This window comes from Methylobacterium sp. yr668 (genome assembly GCF_900116245.1).
Taxonomy (GTDB): domain Bacteria; phylum Pseudomonadota; class Alphaproteobacteria; order Rhizobiales; family Beijerinckiaceae; genus Methylobacterium.
Map to the genome: position 1 here is coordinate 1 of NZ_FOZY01000022.1, position 15,599 is coordinate 15,599.

17 protein-coding genes are annotated in these 15,599 nt (G+C 71.6%); 13 read left to right on the plus strand and 4 right to left on the minus strand.

Annotated features, from left to right (window positions below; translation table 11 throughout):
- From BM419_RS22545 to BM419_RS22600, 12 genes are all read left to right on the plus strand, one after another.
- A partial coding sequence (locus tag BM419_RS22545) for a thiamine pyrophosphate-dependent enzyme (protein ID WP_244540827.1) occupies positions 1 to 762 on the plus strand: 762 nt, incomplete at its 5' end.
- 30 nt (positions 763 to 792) lie between these two features.
- The gene (locus tag BM419_RS22550) at positions 793 to 1,191 is read left to right on the plus strand and encodes a cupin domain-containing protein (RefSeq protein WP_020091020.1); all 399 of its coding nucleotides are present in this window, start codon (positions 793 to 795) and stop codon (positions 1,189 to 1,191) included.
- Positions 1,192 to 1,202: 11 nt separating this feature from the next.
- Positions 1,203 to 2,714, plus strand: a complete 1,512-nt coding sequence (gene mqo / locus BM419_RS22555) for a malate dehydrogenase (quinone) (RefSeq protein WP_091927730.1) — start codon at positions 1,203 to 1,205, stop codon at positions 2,712 to 2,714.
- A 107-nt stretch (positions 2,715 to 2,821) separates the two neighbouring features.
- The gene (locus BM419_RS22560; RefSeq protein WP_091676001.1) at positions 2,822 to 4,234 is read left to right on the plus strand and encodes a cytochrome ubiquinol oxidase subunit I; all 1,413 of its coding nucleotides are present in this window, start codon (positions 2,822 to 2,824) and stop codon (positions 4,232 to 4,234) included.
- A 6-nt stretch (positions 4,235 to 4,240) separates the two neighbouring features.
- Entirely contained in the window at positions 4,241 to 5,227 is a 987-nt protein-coding gene (gene cydB / locus BM419_RS22565) for a cytochrome d ubiquinol oxidase subunit II (protein WP_091927731.1), read from the plus strand.
- Positions 5,228 to 5,274: 47 nt separating this feature from the next.
- Positions 5,275 to 7,131, plus strand: coding sequence for an FUSC family protein (locus BM419_RS22570; protein WP_091927732.1), 1,857 nt, complete (start codon positions 5,275 to 5,277; stop codon positions 7,129 to 7,131).
- Positions 7,128 to 7,352 (plus strand): DUF1656 domain-containing protein, encoded by a 225-nt coding sequence (locus tag BM419_RS22575; RefSeq protein ID WP_020091025.1) that lies wholly within the window; start codon positions 7,128 to 7,130, stop codon positions 7,350 to 7,352. Before BM419_RS22570 ends, BM419_RS22575 begins: the two co-directional genes overlap by 4 nt.
- A gap of 1 nt (position 7,353) precedes the next feature.
- Entirely contained in the window at positions 7,354 to 8,349 is a 996-nt protein-coding gene (locus BM419_RS22580; RefSeq protein ID WP_056522821.1) for an HlyD family secretion protein, read from the plus strand.
- A gap of 92 nt (positions 8,350 to 8,441) precedes the next feature.
- Positions 8,442 to 9,473 (plus strand): aldo/keto reductase, encoded by a 1,032-nt coding sequence (locus tag BM419_RS22585; protein WP_091927733.1) that lies wholly within the window; start codon positions 8,442 to 8,444, stop codon positions 9,471 to 9,473.
- Positions 9,474 to 9,608: 135 nt separating this feature from the next.
- Positions 9,609 to 10,547, plus strand: coding sequence for a pirin family protein (locus BM419_RS22590; protein WP_020091028.1), 939 nt, complete (start codon positions 9,609 to 9,611; stop codon positions 10,545 to 10,547).
- A 167-nt stretch (positions 10,548 to 10,714) separates the two neighbouring features.
- Positions 10,715 to 11,251 (plus strand): hypothetical protein, encoded by a 537-nt coding sequence (locus tag BM419_RS22595; protein ID WP_091927734.1) that lies wholly within the window; start codon positions 10,715 to 10,717, stop codon positions 11,249 to 11,251.
- A gap of 31 nt (positions 11,252 to 11,282) precedes the next feature.
- Entirely contained in the window at positions 11,283 to 11,801 is a 519-nt protein-coding gene (locus tag BM419_RS22600) for a hypothetical protein (protein WP_020091030.1), read from the plus strand.
- A 51-nt stretch (positions 11,802 to 11,852) separates the two neighbouring features.
- Here the strand turns inward: BM419_RS22600 and BM419_RS22605 are convergent, their stop codons facing one another.
- On the minus strand, positions 11,853 to 12,296 hold the full coding sequence (locus BM419_RS22605; protein ID WP_091927735.1) for a Ros/MucR family transcriptional regulator: 444 nt from the start codon (positions 12,294 to 12,296) through the stop codon (positions 11,853 to 11,855).
- A 121-nt stretch (positions 12,297 to 12,417) separates the two neighbouring features.
- Here BM419_RS22605 and BM419_RS22610 point away from each other — a divergent pair, with 121 nt between their 5' ends.
- Entirely contained in the window at positions 12,418 to 13,386 is a 969-nt protein-coding gene (locus BM419_RS22610; RefSeq protein ID WP_026604602.1) for a helix-turn-helix domain-containing protein, read from the plus strand.
- Positions 13,387 to 13,393: 7 nt separating this feature from the next.
- On the opposite strand, the gene BM419_RS22615 is transcribed toward BM419_RS22610, so the two are convergent.
- The 3 genes from BM419_RS22615 to ppk2 all read right to left on the minus strand — a co-directional run bounded on the left by BM419_RS22615 (position 13,394) and on the right by ppk2 (position 15,468).
- Positions 13,394 to 13,621, minus strand: coding sequence for a hypothetical protein (locus tag BM419_RS22615; RefSeq protein ID WP_091927736.1), 228 nt, complete (start codon positions 13,619 to 13,621; stop codon positions 13,394 to 13,396).
- 572 nt (positions 13,622 to 14,193) lie between these two features.
- A complete protein-coding gene (locus tag BM419_RS22620; protein ID WP_128083267.1) occupies positions 14,194 to 14,442 on the minus strand; it encodes a hypothetical protein in 249 nt (82 codons plus the stop codon).
- Positions 14,443 to 14,520: 78 nt separating this feature from the next.
- Positions 14,521 to 15,468: a polyphosphate kinase 2 gene (gene ppk2 / locus BM419_RS22625; protein ID WP_244540828.1), complete on the minus strand. Its 948-nt coding sequence runs from the start codon at positions 15,466 to 15,468 to the stop codon at positions 14,521 to 14,523.
- Positions 15,469 to 15,599: the final 131 nt, after the last annotated feature.

Here is a 15,599-nt window from a genome sequence, read left to right on the forward strand (position 1 = left end):
CCGAAGCTGCAGGCCAAGACCGACCGGGCGCATCTCGACGACAGCCTCGCCCATTACCGCAAGGCCCGCGCCGGGCTCGACGCGCTGGCGGTCGGCAAGCCCGGCGGCAAGATCCACCCGCAATACGTCGCCCGGACGCTCAGCGAGGCGGCCTCCGAGGACGCGGTCTTCACCTTCGACGTCGGCACGCCGACGATCTGGGCGGCGCGCTACCTCGCCATGAACGGCAAGCGCCGGCTGATCGGCTCGCTGAACCACGGCTCGATGGCCAACGCCCTGCCGCAGGCGATCGGCGCGCAGGCGGCCTATCCCGGGCGGCAGATCATCTCGTTCTCCGGCGACGGCGGCTTCGCCATGCTGATGGGCGACCTGCTGACCCTCAACCAGCACAAGCTGCCGGTGAAGATCGTGGTGCTGAACAACGGCACGCTGGGCTTCGTCGAGATGGAGATGAAGGCAGCGGGCTTCCTTGAGACCGGCGTCGAGTTGGTGAACCCGGACTTCGCCGCCATGGCGAGCGGGGCCGGCATCTTCGCCCGGCGCGTGGAGGATCCGGCCGCGCTGCCGGACGCGATGGCCGCGATGCTCGCCCATGACGGCCCGGCGCTGCTCGACGTCGTCTCGGCCCGCCAGGAGCTGTCGATGCCGCCGAAGGTCGGCCTCGAGCAGGTGACGGGCTTCGGGATGTGGCTCGCCCGGGCGGTCATCGACGGGCGCGGCACCGAGATCATCGACCTCGCCAAGACCAACCTCTGGCGCTGAGGCGCCCTTCCGAAGCCTGAGCTCTGCCCGATGATCCGCTGCGTACGCATCTGGACCGGTGACGACGACAATTCCTACTTCGAGGAAGGCGTCATCGACCTGCCCCACGGCGAGCGCGGCGACATCCTCAGCGGCACGACCGACGTGGTCTCGATCTCCTTCCGCGAGACCCAGGCCGGCGGCACCTACGCGTGGCACGCGGCGCCGACCCGGCAGTTCGTCATCACCCTGCGCGGCACCCTCGACTTCCAGACGAGGGCCGGCGCGCACTTCACGATCCGCCCCGGCGACATCCTCATCGCCGAGGACACGGCCGGCTCCGGCCATTCCTGGCGCCTCGTCGACGACGAGCCCTGGTGCCGGGCCTACGTGATCCTCGCCCCCGGCGCCGAGGCCCGGCTCCCCTTCGTCCCGAACAAGACTGCCTGAGGAGGGGCCCGATGGCCGAGATGAGCTTCGACGACGCTCCCGACGTGGTGCTGATCGGCGCCGGGATCATGAGCGCGACCTTCGGCACGGTCCTGAAGGAGCTGGAGCCGTCGCTCAGGATCGCGATGTTCGAGACGCTGCACGACTGCGCGCAGGAGAGCTCGGAGGGCTGGAACAACGCCGGCACCGGCCACGCGGCCAATTGCGAGCTGAACTACACGCCCCAGCGCCCCGACGGCAGCGTCGACATCGCCAAGGCCCTGGAGGTGAACACCGAGTTCGACATCTCGCGCCAGCTCTGGGCGCATCTGGTGAGGAAGGGCGCGATCCCGGACCCCCGCGCCTTCATCCATCCCTGCCCGCACATGAGCTTCGTCTGGGGGGCCGAGAACGTCGCCTTCCTCAAGGCGCGCTACGCCGCGATGTCGGCGCACCACTGCTACCACGGCATGGAGTACAGCGAGGACCCGCAGGTCATCGCCGGCTGGGCGCCGCTGATCATCGAGGGCCGCGATCCCGGCGAGCCGATCGCCGCCACCCGGATCGTCACCGGGACGGACGTCGATTACGGCGCCCTGACGCACCTGCTGGTCAAGCAGCTCGCGGCACAGCCCGGCTTCGCCGTCCACTACAACCGCAAGGTCGTCGCCCTCGACCGGGTCGACGACGGCCGCTGGGCCGTGACCGTCGAGGACACCTACGACGGCACGCGCCAGACCGTGACGGCCAAGTTCGTGTTCATCGGCGCGGGCGGCGGCTCGCTGCCGCTGCTGCAGGCCTCGAAGATCCCGGAGGGGCGCGGCTACGGCGGCTTCCCGGTCTCGGGGATCTGGCTGCGCTGCGACGTCGACGCGGTCAGCGCACGCCACCACGCCAAGGTCTACGGCAAGGCCGCCTCCGGCTCGCCGCCGATGTCGGTCCCCCACCTCGACACCCGCATCATCGGCGGCAAGCGCTCGCTGCTGTTCGGGCCCTACGCGGGCTTCTCGTCGCGCTTCCTGAAGCACGGGTCGCTCACCGACCTGTTCACCGCGCTGACACCGCACAACATCGTGCCGCTGCTGGACGTCGCCAAGGACAACGTCGCGCTCACCGAGTACCTCGTGGGCCAGGTGCTCCAGAGCTCCGACCACCAGTTCGCGACCCTCAAGGACTTCTTCCCCAAGGCGCTGAAGCAGGACTGGACCTCGGCGGTGGCCGGCCAGCGGGTGCAGACGATCAAGCCGACCGGCAAGGCGAACCCGCTGGAGGAGGGCTACCTCGAATTCGGCACGGAGCTGGTGGCCGCGGCCGACAACTCGATCTGCGCCCTGCTCGGCGCCTCGCCCGGCGCCTCGACGGCGGCCTTCATCGCGGTCGAGGTCCTGGAGAAGTGCTTCGCCGACCGGCTCACGCCGGATGCCTGGCTGCCCCGCCTCAAGGCGGTGATCCCGACCTACGGCATCGACCTCAAGCGGGACGCCGAGGCCTGCCGCCGCACCCGGGCCGAGACGGCGCCGGTCCTGAGGATCGAGAACGTCTGACAGGTTCGCGAGGCGCGGTTCCCCGCGCCCCGCCGGCGGACATCTGAGGGTGCGGCGCGCCCGGCCCGCGGCGGCGGACCGGCGAGCTTCGGCCGGAGAGAGGAACGATGGACATCTCCGCCCTGATGCTCTCGCGCATCCAGTTCGCCTTCACGGTGTCGTTCCACATCATCTTCCCGGCCTTCACGGTCGGGCTGGCGGCCTGGCTCGCCTTCCTGCAGGCGCGGGCGATGATCGCGCGCGAGCCGGTCTACGACCGCCTGTTCGACTTCTGGCTCAAGATCTTCGCCGTCGCCTTCGGGCTCGGCGTCGTCTCCGGCATCGTCATGGCGTTCCAGTTCGGCACCAACTGGAGCGAGCTCGCCCGCCGCACCGGCCCGATCCAGGGGCCGCTCCTCGGCTACGAGAGCTTCACGGCCTTCGCGCTCGAGGCCTCGTTCTTCGGGGTGCTGATGTTCGGCCGCAGGCGGGTGCCGCGCTGGTTCTACCTGTTCGCCTGCCTGATGGTCTGCCTCGGCACCAGCCTGTCGTCGTTCTGGATCCTCGTGAACAATTCGTGGATGCAGTACCCGACCGGCTTCGCCCAGCGCCCGGACGGCGTGTTCGTGCCGACGGACTGGTGGGCGATCATCTTCAACGGGGTCGTCTGGGTCCGCTTCCCCCACATGGTCCTGGCCGCCTACGTCACCACCAGCTTCTGCGTGGCCGCGACGGGGGCGTGGTACATGCTGCGCGGCAGCGACCGGATCGAGGCCCGCGCCATGATCCGGATGGGGCTCGGCCTCGCCGCGATCCTGGTGCCGCTGCAGCTGTTCTTCGGCCACCTCACCGGCGACTACGTCGTCAAGCACCAGCCCTCGAAGATCGCCGCGATCGAGGGCCACTGGGAGAGCCAGGCGCCGGCCGGCGAGATCCTGTTCGCGTGGCCCGACGAGGCGCAGGAGAAGAACCACTTCGTCATCGCGCTGCCCGCCCCGATCGGCAGCCTGATCGACGACGGCACCCTCACCGGCAAGGTGATCGGCATCAAGGACATTCCCAAGGCCGACCGGCCGCCGGTGCTGATCCCGTTCTTCGCCTTCCGCATCATGGTCGGCTGCGGGCTGCTGATGCTGGCGCTGGCCTGGGGCGGGATGGCCTTCTACGCCACCGGGCGACTGGAGCGGGCGCGCTGGCTGCAATGGGCGATCTTCCTGTCGTTCCCGCTCGGCTTCGTGGCGACCCTGACCGGATGGTTCACCGCCGAGGTCGGGCGCCAGCCCTGGACGGTCTACGGCCAGCTGCGCACCGCCGACGCGGCGACGCCGTTCCTGGCCGCGCCGCAGGTTGCGACCTCGCTCGCCGTGTTCGGCGCGGTCTACGCGCTGATCTTCGCGGCCGGCACCGTCTACATCTACCGCATGCTCAAGGCCGGCATCCTGCCGACCCCGGCCCGTGCGGGGAGCGCCGCCAACCCCAAGCGGCCGCTCGCCGTGCCGGGCGACAGTCCCGGCACCCCCAGCAGCAATCCGGCGGAGTGAGCGGCCGTGATCGAATTCTGGGCCGCCGCCCTCGCCCTCACCCTGATGCTCTACGTGCTGCTCGACGGGTTCGACCTCGGCGTCGGCATGCTGTTCGGGATCGCACCGGACGAGACGGCGCGCCGGCACATGATGCAGGCGATCGCCCCCGTCTGGGACGGCAACGAGACCTGGCTGGTGCTCGCCGCCACGATCCTGTTCGGCGCCTTCCCGATGGTCTACGCGCTGCTGCTCTCGGCCTTCTACCTGCCGCTCCTCCTCATGCTCGCGGCCCTGATCCTGCGCGGCGTCGCCTTCGAGTTCCGCTACAAGTCCCGGCGGCTGCGGCGGGTCTGGGACGCGGGCTTCGTCGGCGGCTCCTACTGCGCGGCCTTCGTGCAGGGCGTGACGGTCGGGGCGCTCGTGCAGGAGCTGCCGGTGCAGGACGGGCTCTACGCCGGCGGGGCGTTCACGTGGCTCACGCCGTTCTCGCTGCTCTGCGGGCTCGGCCTGTGCCTCGGCTACGCGCTGCTCGGCGCCGCGTGGCTGTGCGGCAAGACCGAGTCCGACGTGCGCGACCTCGGCTTCCGGCTGCTGCCGCGGCTCCTGCTGGGCGTCCTGGTCTTCCTCGGCGCGGCCTTCGCGTACGCGCTGGCGATGAACCTGCGGGTGCTGCACCGCTGGGTCGAGCGGCCCGAGATGCTGGTCCTGCCGCTCGTGGGGGCCGCGGCCTGCGCCGGGCTCCTCTACGCGGCGCGGCGCCGGATCGATGCCCTGCCCTTCCCGCTGGTGGCGCTGATCTTCGCCGCCGCCTTCGCGACGCTCGCCGCCTCGTTCCTGCCCTACATGGTGCCGTTCAGCGTGACGGTGACCGAGGCGGCGGCGCCGGAGGCGAGCCTGTCCTTCATGTTCTGGGGCGCAGGCATCGTGGTCCTGCCGATCACCCTGATCTACACCCTGGTGGTCTACCGGGTGTTCAAGGGGAAGGTCGACATCGCCGAGCACTATGACTGAGCCTGCAGCCGGGTTCCCGGACCCGCCCCGGCCGGCGAGGCCGCGCGATGGCCGGTGAGGTCGCGCTCTCCGAGGACGCGCCGGGCCTCCTGCAGCGCCTCGCGGCGTGGTGGCCGCGCGAGGCGGCCGAGGCCGTGCGCATCGCGCTCACCGCCATCGCGGCGATCTGGCTCGCCATGTGGCTCGAGCTGGCGCTGCCGCACTGGGCCGGCTGGACGGTCATCTCGGTGACGCTCGCCACCCGCGCGGCCTCCCTGCGCAAGAGCCTGTGGCGCGCCGGCAGCACGCTGGTGGGCGTCACCGTCGCGATGGTGCTGGTGGCCAATTTCGCCCAGGCGACCCTGGCCTTCGACCTCGCGCTGGCCCTGTGGATGGGCCTGCTCACCGCGGCCTCCAGCGTCGAGAGCGGCCAGCGCGCCTACGGCTTCGCCTCGATGGGCTTCACCGTGCCGATCATCGCGCTGGCCGACGTGCAGAACCCGGAGGCGGTGTTCCAGATCGGCGTCGACCGCTGCTCGACGATCCTGCTCGGGATCGGCTGCGCCTACGCGTCGAACGTGTTCGTGGCGCCGGGCGTCCCCGCCGTCAGCCGCGCCCTGGCGGGGCGGCTCGAGGCGGCCGCGGAGGCCTGCGACGCCTGGATGGCCGCCCTGCGGCGGGGCGAGCGGCCCGGCCCGATGCCGATCGCCGCGGTCATGACCCTGGGCGAGGAGGTCACCGACACCTTCACCGAGCAGCCCTCCCTGCGCTCCGGCGGCCGCGGCATCCGCAACGCCGCCCCCCGGCTGCGGCGGGTGCTCGCCGCGGGCCTGCTGCGGGCGCTGCTGCCGGACCGGCCGGGATCGCGCTCGACCGACCTGATCGGGGCCGGCGGGGCGATCGCCGTCCGGCAGGTCGGGCGCGTCCGGGTCTCGGCGCGGCTCCTGCGGGCCGGCGGGCGCGTGGGCCGGCGGCGCGTCCCGTTCCGCCCGCACCTGCTCCTGTGGAACGACCTGGACTGGGACGGCTGGCACGCCTTCGACAACGCCCTGCGCACCGCCGCCGCCGTCCTGCTCGTCAACGGCTTCTGGTACGTCACCGGCTGGTCGCACGGGGCCGGCGCCGCGACCTGGGCGAGCCTCGTCTGCGTCCTGCTCGCCGCCCATGCCGACCCGCGGGCGGAATCCCGCGACTTCCTGGTCGGCGCGCTGCTTGCCGGCGTGGTCGGGCTCACCGTCCGCTACACCCTGCTGACGACCACCGGGAGCTTCGCGCTGCTGGCCGCGGTGCTGCTGCCGGTGGCGATGCTGGCGGTGGTCGGCCGCGCCGACAAGCGCGCGATCTACGGGATCGGCTTCGGGTTCTTCGTCTTCGGCGTGCTCGATCCCAAGAACCCGATGACCTACGACCTCGCCGACTCGCTCAACACCGTGCTGGCCGAGCTGCTCGGCATGGCGGTGGCGGCGATCGCGTTCGCCGCCCTGCCGCCGCCGGTGAGCGCCGCGACCCTGCGCCTGCGGGCCCGACGCCGGCTGGTCCGGTCGGTGCGCGGCGCGGCCCTCGACCCGGCGCTCCTGCTGCCGCCGCTCGACCGCTACCTCGCCCGGGGCTTCGGCCGACTCGCCCTCATCGGCGCAGATGAAGAGGCGGCCCGGAGCGGCGAGCGCCTGCTCGTCATCGGGCTCCTGCTGCTCGCCCTGCGGGAGACGGACGATCGGGAGGGCCGCCGCGTCGGCCGGGCGGTCTGGGCGCGGCTCGCCGCGTCCCGTCCGGCGGGGCCGGAGACGGCGCCGGATCCCTTGCGCGCGCTCGCCGACCGGGCGACCCTGCCGCTCCAGGCGGAGCGCATCGGGGCGCTGGCCGCCCTCGTGTCGGATCTCGACCGCGCGGGCTGGCCGAACCTCGATCCGGGAGGGCGGGCGTGATCGGCGTGGTCGGATTGCGGGCGGTCGACGTGCTGGGGCTCTTCGTCGAGCCCGCGGTGATCTGCCTGCTCGCCGCCCTGGTGATCACCTGGGCCCTGCGCTGGATCCTGGACTGGATCGGCATCAACCACCTTGTCTGGAACCGCGCCCTGTTCGACTTCAGCCTCCTGACCGCCGTGACGGCGCTGCTGATCCTGTCCCTGCGCGTCCAGGGCCCGTGAGATGGCCCTGAAACCGCGACCGTCGCTGCGCGACTGGCAGCCGCCGCCCGCCTACAACGTCGCTGCCACCCTGCTGGCGCTGGCGGCGGCCGTGGGCCTCGCCTACCTCGCCTTCCTCTACTACGCCTACACGCCCTGGACCCGGGACGGGCGCGTGCGCGTCTACACCGTGCAGGTGGCGCCCGAGGTCTCCGGCACGGTGGTGGCGGTCCGGGTCCGCGACAACCAGTTCGTCCGCAAGGGCGACGTGCTGTTCACGATCGACCCCGGCACGTTCAGGAACGCCGTGACCCAGGCCGAGGGCGCCCTCGCCAGCGCCCGGGCGCGGGCCGGGTACCTCGCGGGGATCGCGCAGCGCACCGCCGACCTCGACGACCTCGCCACAACGCCGCAGCAGAAGCAGACGACCAGCGGCCAGGCGCAGGCCGCCCAGGCCGACGTGGTCCAGGCGGAGGGTGCGCTGGCGCAGGCGCGGCTCAACCTGGAGCGCACAACCCTGCGGGCGACCGTGAACGGCTGGGTCACCAACCTGCTGCTGCAGGAGGGCGGGTTCGCCGCCACGGGGCAGCCGGCGCTGACGCTGGTCAACGGCGACAGCTTCTGGATCGAGGGCTATTTCGAGGAGACGCAGCTCCCGCGCATCGGCGCGGGCGACGCCGCGCGCGTGTCGCTGATGGCGTGGCCGGACCGTCCGATCCGGGGGCGCGTCACCGGCCTCGGCCGCGGGATCAGCGTCGCCGACGCCGCCCCGGGCGTCCAGGGGCTGCCGACGGTCAACCCGATCTTCACCTGGGTCCGGCTGGCGCAGCGGGTGCCGATCCGGATCGACCTCGACGACGTGCCCTGCCCGATCGTGCTGGCGGCCGGGATGACGGCGAACGTCGCGATCCTGGCGGAGAAGGCCGGGTCGCCGGACGCCCTGCCGCCCGACCGGCGCACGGGCGCGGCCGCCGGCCAGCGCTGCGACGGGGCGCCGGTCGTCGAGTCGCGGCGCTGACGGCCCGCGCCGGCCGGGAAAACCGGGCGGCGCGGCGCGTTGATCCGGCAGGCGCGCCGCCGCGCGGCGGCCGCGATCGCGACGAGGACCCGATGGACTACAGGCAGTTCGGACGCTCCGGCCTCACCGTGCCGGTGCTCAGCTTCGGCACCGGCACCTTCGGCGGCACGAACGAATTCTTCCAGCGCTGGGGGCAGACGGACGTCGCCGAGGCGACCCGCATGGTCGATCTCTGCCTCGACTCCGGCGTCAACTTCTTCGACACGGCCGACATCTACTCGGGCGGCGCCTCGGAGGAGATCCTGGGCCAGGCCCTGAAGGGCAAGCGCGACCGGGCGCTGATCTCCACCAAGGCGACCTTCCGGTTCAACGACGAGCTGAACCAGGTCGGCTCGTCGCGCTACCACCTGATCCGCGCCTGCGAGGCCAGCCTGAAGCGGCTCGGCACCGACCATATCGACGTCTACTTCATGCACGGCTTCGACGCCCTCACCCCCGTGGACGAGACGCTGCGGGCGCTCGACGACCTCACCCGCGCGGGCAAGATCGGCTATATCGGCGCCTCCAACTTCTCGGGCTGGCAGCTGATGAAGGCGCTCGCGACCTCCGAGCGCCACGGGCTCGCCCGCTACGTCGCCTACCAGGGCTACTACGCGCTGATCGGCCGCCACTACGAGTGGGAGCTGATGCCGCTCGGCCTCGACCAGGGCGTCGGCCTGATGGTCTGGAGCCCGCTGGGCTGGGGCCGTCTCACCGGCAAGATCCGCCGCGGACAGGCCAACCAGAGCGGCCGCATCGCCGCCGGCGGCGCCGAGGGCGGGCCGCCGGTCTCCGACGACTACCTGTTCGGCGTGGTCGACGCCCTCGACGCCGTGGCGGCCGAGACCGGCAAGACGGTGGCGCAGGTCGCGCTCAACTGGCTGCTGACCCGGCCGACCGTGTGCAACATCGTGGTCGGCGCCCGCAACGAGGAGCAGTTGAAGCAGAACCTCGGCGCCCTCGGCTGGACCCTGACGGCCGAGCAGGTCGCCCGGCTCGACGCGGCGAGCCAGGAGACCCCGATCTACCCGTACTGGCACCAGCGCGGCTTCGACGAGCGCAACCCCAAGCCGACACCCTGGTAGGCCGTCGCCCCGGCCGGGACGATCGGGCGATTTTTCGGAAACGATGCGTTTCGATCGTTTCTGTTCCAACCCGGCCGCTCCCGGTCCAGGATGCCTGCGGATGGGGGGCCGATCCCCGCGCGGAGGAGCAAGGCGATGAGCTGGCACAGTGCCGATGACCCGATCCCGGGCGACCATTTCAGCTGCGACGCGATCCAGACCCTGATCGTGCCCCGCTCGCGCGATCTCGGCTCCTTCGCGGTGCGCCGGGCGCTTCCCTCCACCGAGTGCCGGATGGTCGGCCCCTTCATCTTCTTCGACCAGATGGGCCCCTCGGAATTCCTCCTCGGGCAGGGCATGGACGTGCGGCCGCACCCGCATATCGGCCTCTCCACCGTCACCTACCTGTTCGACGGCGAGATCATGCACCGCGACAGCCTCGGCACGGAGCTGCCGATCCGGCCGGGCGAGCTGAACTGGATGACCGCCGGCCGCGGCATCACGCACTCGGAACGCACCGCCCCGACGCTGCGTCAGACCGGCTCCCGCCTGTTCGGCATCCAGAGTTGGGTCGCGCTGACGGACCGGGACGAGGAGAACGCCCCCGCCTTCGAGCACTACGACGCCGCCGCGCTGCCGGTCCTCACCGGCGAGGGCAAGACCGTCCGGCTGATCGCCGGCGAGGCCTTCGGCGCGCGCTCGCCGGTCCGGACCTCGAGCCCGATGGTCTACGCCGACGTGGCCCTCGAGGCCGGCGCCGTCCTGCCCCTCGATCCGACCTACGACGAGCGGGCGATCTACACGGTCGCGGGCGCCATCGAGATCGCCGGCGACGGCTTCGGCCCCGGCCAGCTGCTGGTGTTCCGCCCCGGCGACCGCATCAGCGTGCGCGCCACGGAATCGGCCCGGTTCATGGTGCTGGGCGGCGAGCCAATGGACGGCCCGCGCCACCTGTGGTGGAACTTCGTCTCGTCCCGGCCCGAGCGGATCGCGCAGGCCAAGGAGGATTGGCGCCAGGGCCGGTTCGACACCGTGCCGAACGACGCCGAGTTCATCCCGCTGCCGGAGGACCCGCAGCCCGTCCGCTACCCGTGAGACGGCCCGCGATCCGGCGGTCCCGCGCGCGACGTCGCGCGGGTATCGCCGCGGCAGCGCAACCCTAGCGCGAACATTAAGGAGTTGTTAACCATTTTCCGTCGGTGTGAGGCGGACGCCGATGCCTCACCGAAGGCTTGCGCTGCACCCTGTCGGCAGGACGCGTGATGGAACAGACGAAGCACCCCAGGGCCGAGGCGCTGGACCAGATCGATGCCGTCGCGCGCGACGCCCGCGAGCCGACGACACGGATCCGCACCGGCAACCTCGTCCTGCTCGCCGCGGACGAGCGCGTCTCGGCGCAGGGGCGCAACCAGAACCCGTCGCCGGTCGAGCGGTGGCCCGACCTGCTGGAGCGGGTGCAGGGCGCGGCGCGCTACATCCGGGACGTCGAGGACCGGGCACAGGAGCAGGAGACGCACGTCCAGGACCTGCTGCGGCAGGTGCGCGCCGACATGGACGCGGCCCGCGCCCAGGTGCTGGCGGCCGAGCGGGAGACCCACGAGGTCCACGCGCAGGCGATCAAGCTGATCCAGGCCGCCGAGGACCGGGCCGCGGCCGCCGAGGAGCGGGCCGCGGCGGCGGAGCAGATGCTCCAGCGCATCGCCGAGACGATCGACGCGGAATTCGTGATGCAGCCGGGCGGACAGGTGACCGGCCAGGCGGGCAGCGCTCGGGCTTCCGCGACGCGGGCGGCTTCGTGACCGGCGCGGGCCCGGCGGGATCGCCACGGCGATGAACGCGACGTTCTGGGCCCAGCTCGACGCCCGCATCGCGCGTGAGCGCGGAGAACCGACGGAGCCGGCTCCGGGGATCGCCGACGGCCCCCTCGTGGCCGACGCGCCGAGCCCGGCGGCGCGTTCCGAAGCGTCCCCCGAACCCGATCCGGAGACGCCGTCGCGGCCGGTGGCGGACTGGAGCCAGATCCTCGACACCCTGTCGGCCGCGACCGTCGCGAAGCAGGCGCAGGATCAGCGCCTGCACCAGCAATCGACCGCCTGCGAGACGCTGGCCGCGGATCTGGAGGCCGCCCAACAGGAGATCCGGACCCTGCGGGCGCTCCTGGAGGAAGCGCGGGCGCAGGCGGCGCGGCAGGTCCTCGAACGCGAGGCGGAAGCCGACCGGCGCGTCCGGGAGGCCCAGGCGCGGGCCGAGGCCGCGACCCTGCGGGCGGCGGCGGCCGAGGACTGGCTCAAACGGATCGAGCAGGCGAGCCGGGATCTGCTGCCCGACGGACGGCACGCGGCCGCCTGAGGCCGGGAGCGCCAGCCACGAATCAGCCGCGGCCTGCCGAGGCGGGTCGGCTCAGGCGGCGCGCTCGCCTGGCACGCCGAGGCCGATGGAGCGCGCCAGCGCGGACCGGCGCTCGGCATATTCCTGCGCGACCATCGGATAGTCGGCCGGCAGACCGTAGCGCTCGCGGTAGCTCTGCGGGTGCAGGCCGTGGGCCGTGAGATGGCGCTTGAGCGTCTTGTACCGGCGCCCGTCGATGAAGCTCACGATGCCGTCGGGCCGGATCGAGCTGCGGATCTGCGCGGCGGTAGGCCGGTCGCGCAGCGCGTCCATGTCCCCCGCAGCCTCGATCGACGCCGCCCCGTTGGCGGCCAGCGCGGTGATGGCGTCGTGACACTGCGCGATGAGGGTCGGAAGGTCGGCGGTCGGAACCCGATTGTTCGATACGTAGGCAGCGACGAGCCCTGCCGTCAGCACGATATTGGATTGGGGGCTGACGAGGGACGAATCGGACACGTTATGGGCTCCTGACAAGGTCGAGAACCCTCTTAGGTTGGTCGGCGCCGTTGCGCTTGCCTGAAAGCGTGCTACCGTTTTCCCGAGCGCGCGCGGCGAAGCATGAATACAAGAATTTTCTATGAGGACTTTGTTCTCTACGGCGGATTTCAAGCCGAAAGACAGTTTCCGCCTCTGGCGTGAGACGATCTTCGAGCGGATCGTGCCGGTCGAACTTACGCCTGCCGTGGCGCACGCTTTCACCGGCACGCTGGAGGCCGCGGAGGTCGGGCCGCTGCTGATCACGCGCGTGACGCAGAGCGCCGTCACCACCGTCGCGACCCCGGACACGATCCGCCGGCACGGCAAGTACGAGACCCTGAACGTCGCCATCACGCTCAAGGGCCGCGTGTTCAGCGCGCAGGACGACCGCACCGCGATCCAGAATCCCGGCGACATCGTCGTGATGGACCGTCGGCCGGCGACGATGGCCTCCGACGTCGACACGCAGACGCTGTTCGTCGAGCTGCCGCGCGCGGCCCTGGAGCGCGCCCTCGGCTCGACGCGCCGGTTCACGTGCCTCACGATCGGCGCGGATCAAGTCGGCACGTCGATGGTGACGACCTTTTTCCAGGAACTGGTCCGCAACGCGGAGCGCCTGACGCCGGACATGTCGAACCGCATGGCGTCGGTCGGCGTCGATCTCATCGTCGCGAGCATCGCGGAACGCCTCGCGCACGAGACCCCCAAAAACATCCAGGGCGTCCTGATCTTCCAGCGCGCACTGGCCCACATCGAGGCCCATCTCGGCGACCTGAACCTCGACCCCGCCCGGCTCGCGGCGGCCGTCGGCGTGTCGCTGCGCCACCTCCAGGCCCTGTTCCGCGAGCAGGACCGCAACATCGCCGACTGGATCTGGCGGCGGCGGCTGGAGACCGCCGCGCAGCGTCTCGCCGATCCCGGCTTCGCCCATCTGGCCGTCGGTGAGCTGGCCTACAGCTGCGGCTTCTGCACCCAGAGCCATTTCAGCCGCCGCTTCAAGGACAGCTACGGGATCTCGCCGAGCGAGTACCGGTGGCGCAACCGCGGCGCAGACCAGCTCGCCGGCTGACGTCCGGCTACTGCAGGACGGCGGCCGCGGTGTTCGCGCGGATCCATCCCGGAGCGAGGATGTCGCCGCCCTCGGTGATGATCCAGGGATTGGCATCCTCGGCGTCGATCGCCGCGACCGCAGCGGCGAGGGCGGCCCGCAGCGTCGGGAAACTGTGCGACACGGCCACCCGGGCCGGCGCGTAGCCCGGCCAGAGGGTCAGTTCGGCGGGTCGGTCGAGATCGGTCGGCAGCATGGGTCGTGCGGGGCTGGAGGGGCACGCCGCCTGGGCCGCGGGCGTGCGGGGAAGCGGACGGAGAGCAGGCGCGCTCAGGCGGCCTTCGGCTTCGGCCGGGGCACGCGCACCTCGACCATCTGGCCGGTCATCGGGTTGAGGATCAGCATGTCAGCACGTCTCCGGTGGACCTGCCCGTAGAACGCCCGCCGATCGCGCCCGGATCGGGGCGGTCGGCGCAATTGTGCGGTTTGGGTAAACCGATCGTTCACCGTGAAGGCGCGCCGTTCATCCGCGCCGTCCCCACCTCAGATTACAACCGGGCGTCGTGTGGTCGGAGGTCGGCACACCTACCGTTTTAGGCGTAGGATCCGACGCGCGTCGTCGCGATGGCCGAGCCGCGGGCATACAAAAGCCCGCCACGGCAGGACCGGGCGGGCGGAGTGGCGGCATAGGGTCGGGAGGTTCGCCGTGGCGGCGACCTGCCATCCCGCCCATGACGGCCGCATGACAGCGGTATGCCAGCGCGATGAAAGCGGCAGGCCAGCCCCACGAATATCGCGCGACCGTCGCGCGACAGGCGGCCGATCCGGTCAGACCCGCTCCGGCTCCGCCAGCAGGATGGCGGCGCGGATGGCGGCCCGGCGCAGCCCGGCATCGGCCCAGGGCTGATCGATCAGCGTCCGGGCGAAGGGATGCGAGGCCACCGCGGCCGCGGGGTCGATGCGGAAGCCGTCCCCGAACGCCACCGAACCGGGCGTGGGATCGGCCAGATAGGCGTCGACGACGGCCGAGACGTCGTCATCGACGATATCCAGGGTCGTGAACAGGTCGAGAGTCATGGGGCGCTTCGCCATGGCGGCGCTATAGCCGCGCCACCGCGACAGGATCACGACTCCCGCGCCGTCTCCGCGCCGCGATCAGAACGCGGCCGGAACGATCATCGCGGCGGGGACCGGGCCGCGCACGTAGTCCGCGTGCCGCAGGCGCTCGGGCAAGTGGACCGCCGGGTGCTCCACGCTGCCATAGGGGATCTGGTCGAGCAGGTGGCTGATACAGTTCAGGCGGGCCCGTCGCTTGTCGACCGCCTCGACCACCCACCAGGGCGCCTCGGGGATATGGGTCCGCGCCAGCATGTCCTCCTTGGCCCGGGTGTAGTCCTCCCAGCGGCGCCGCGACTCGACGTCCATGGGCGACAGCTTCCACTGCTTGAGCGGATCGTGGATCCGCATCCGGAAGCGGAATTCCTGCTCGGCATCGGTGATCGAGAACCAGTATTTTACCAGGACGATGCCGGAGCGCACCAGCATGCGCTCGAATTCGGGGACCGACCGGAAGAACTCCTCGACCTCCGCCTCGGTGCAGAAGCCCATGACCCGCTCGACGCCGGCGCGGTTGTACCAGGAGCGGTCGAACAGCACGATCTCGCCGCCGGCGGGCAGATGGGAGACGTAGCGCTGGAAATACCATTGCGTCCGCTCGCGCTCGCTCGGGGCAGGCAAGGCGGCGACGCGGCAGACGCGGGGATTGAGGCGCTGGGTGATCCGCTTGATCACGCCGCCCTTGCCGGCCGAGTCGCGGCCCTCGAACAGCACGACCACGCGCAGTTTCCGATCCTGCACCCAGTCCTGGAGCCGGACCAGCTCGTGCTGCAGCCGGAGCAGCGCGCGGAAATAGACCTTGCGGTCGAGATGATCGGGCGGCGCGCCGCCGAGCTCGGCCGCGAGCCGGTCGAGGCGATCCTCCTCGAGCCCGAGTTCCAGCTCCTCGTCGTAGCTGTCGGCGAGGTCACGCCGGATCCCCTCCAGGGTGGCATCCGAGGTGGCATTCAAGGTGGCATCCGGGGCAGAGCTGTCGTCGGGCCGCATCGCCGGTTCTCCTGCGCGTCGCGGGGCCGACCTAGAGCAGCGTTCCGTGACACGCCTGAGAAAGCGCCGCGCCCGCGGCGGCCGATCCCATGTCGCGCCCGTGATCGTTCCGTCATACGGTTCCGCCACCG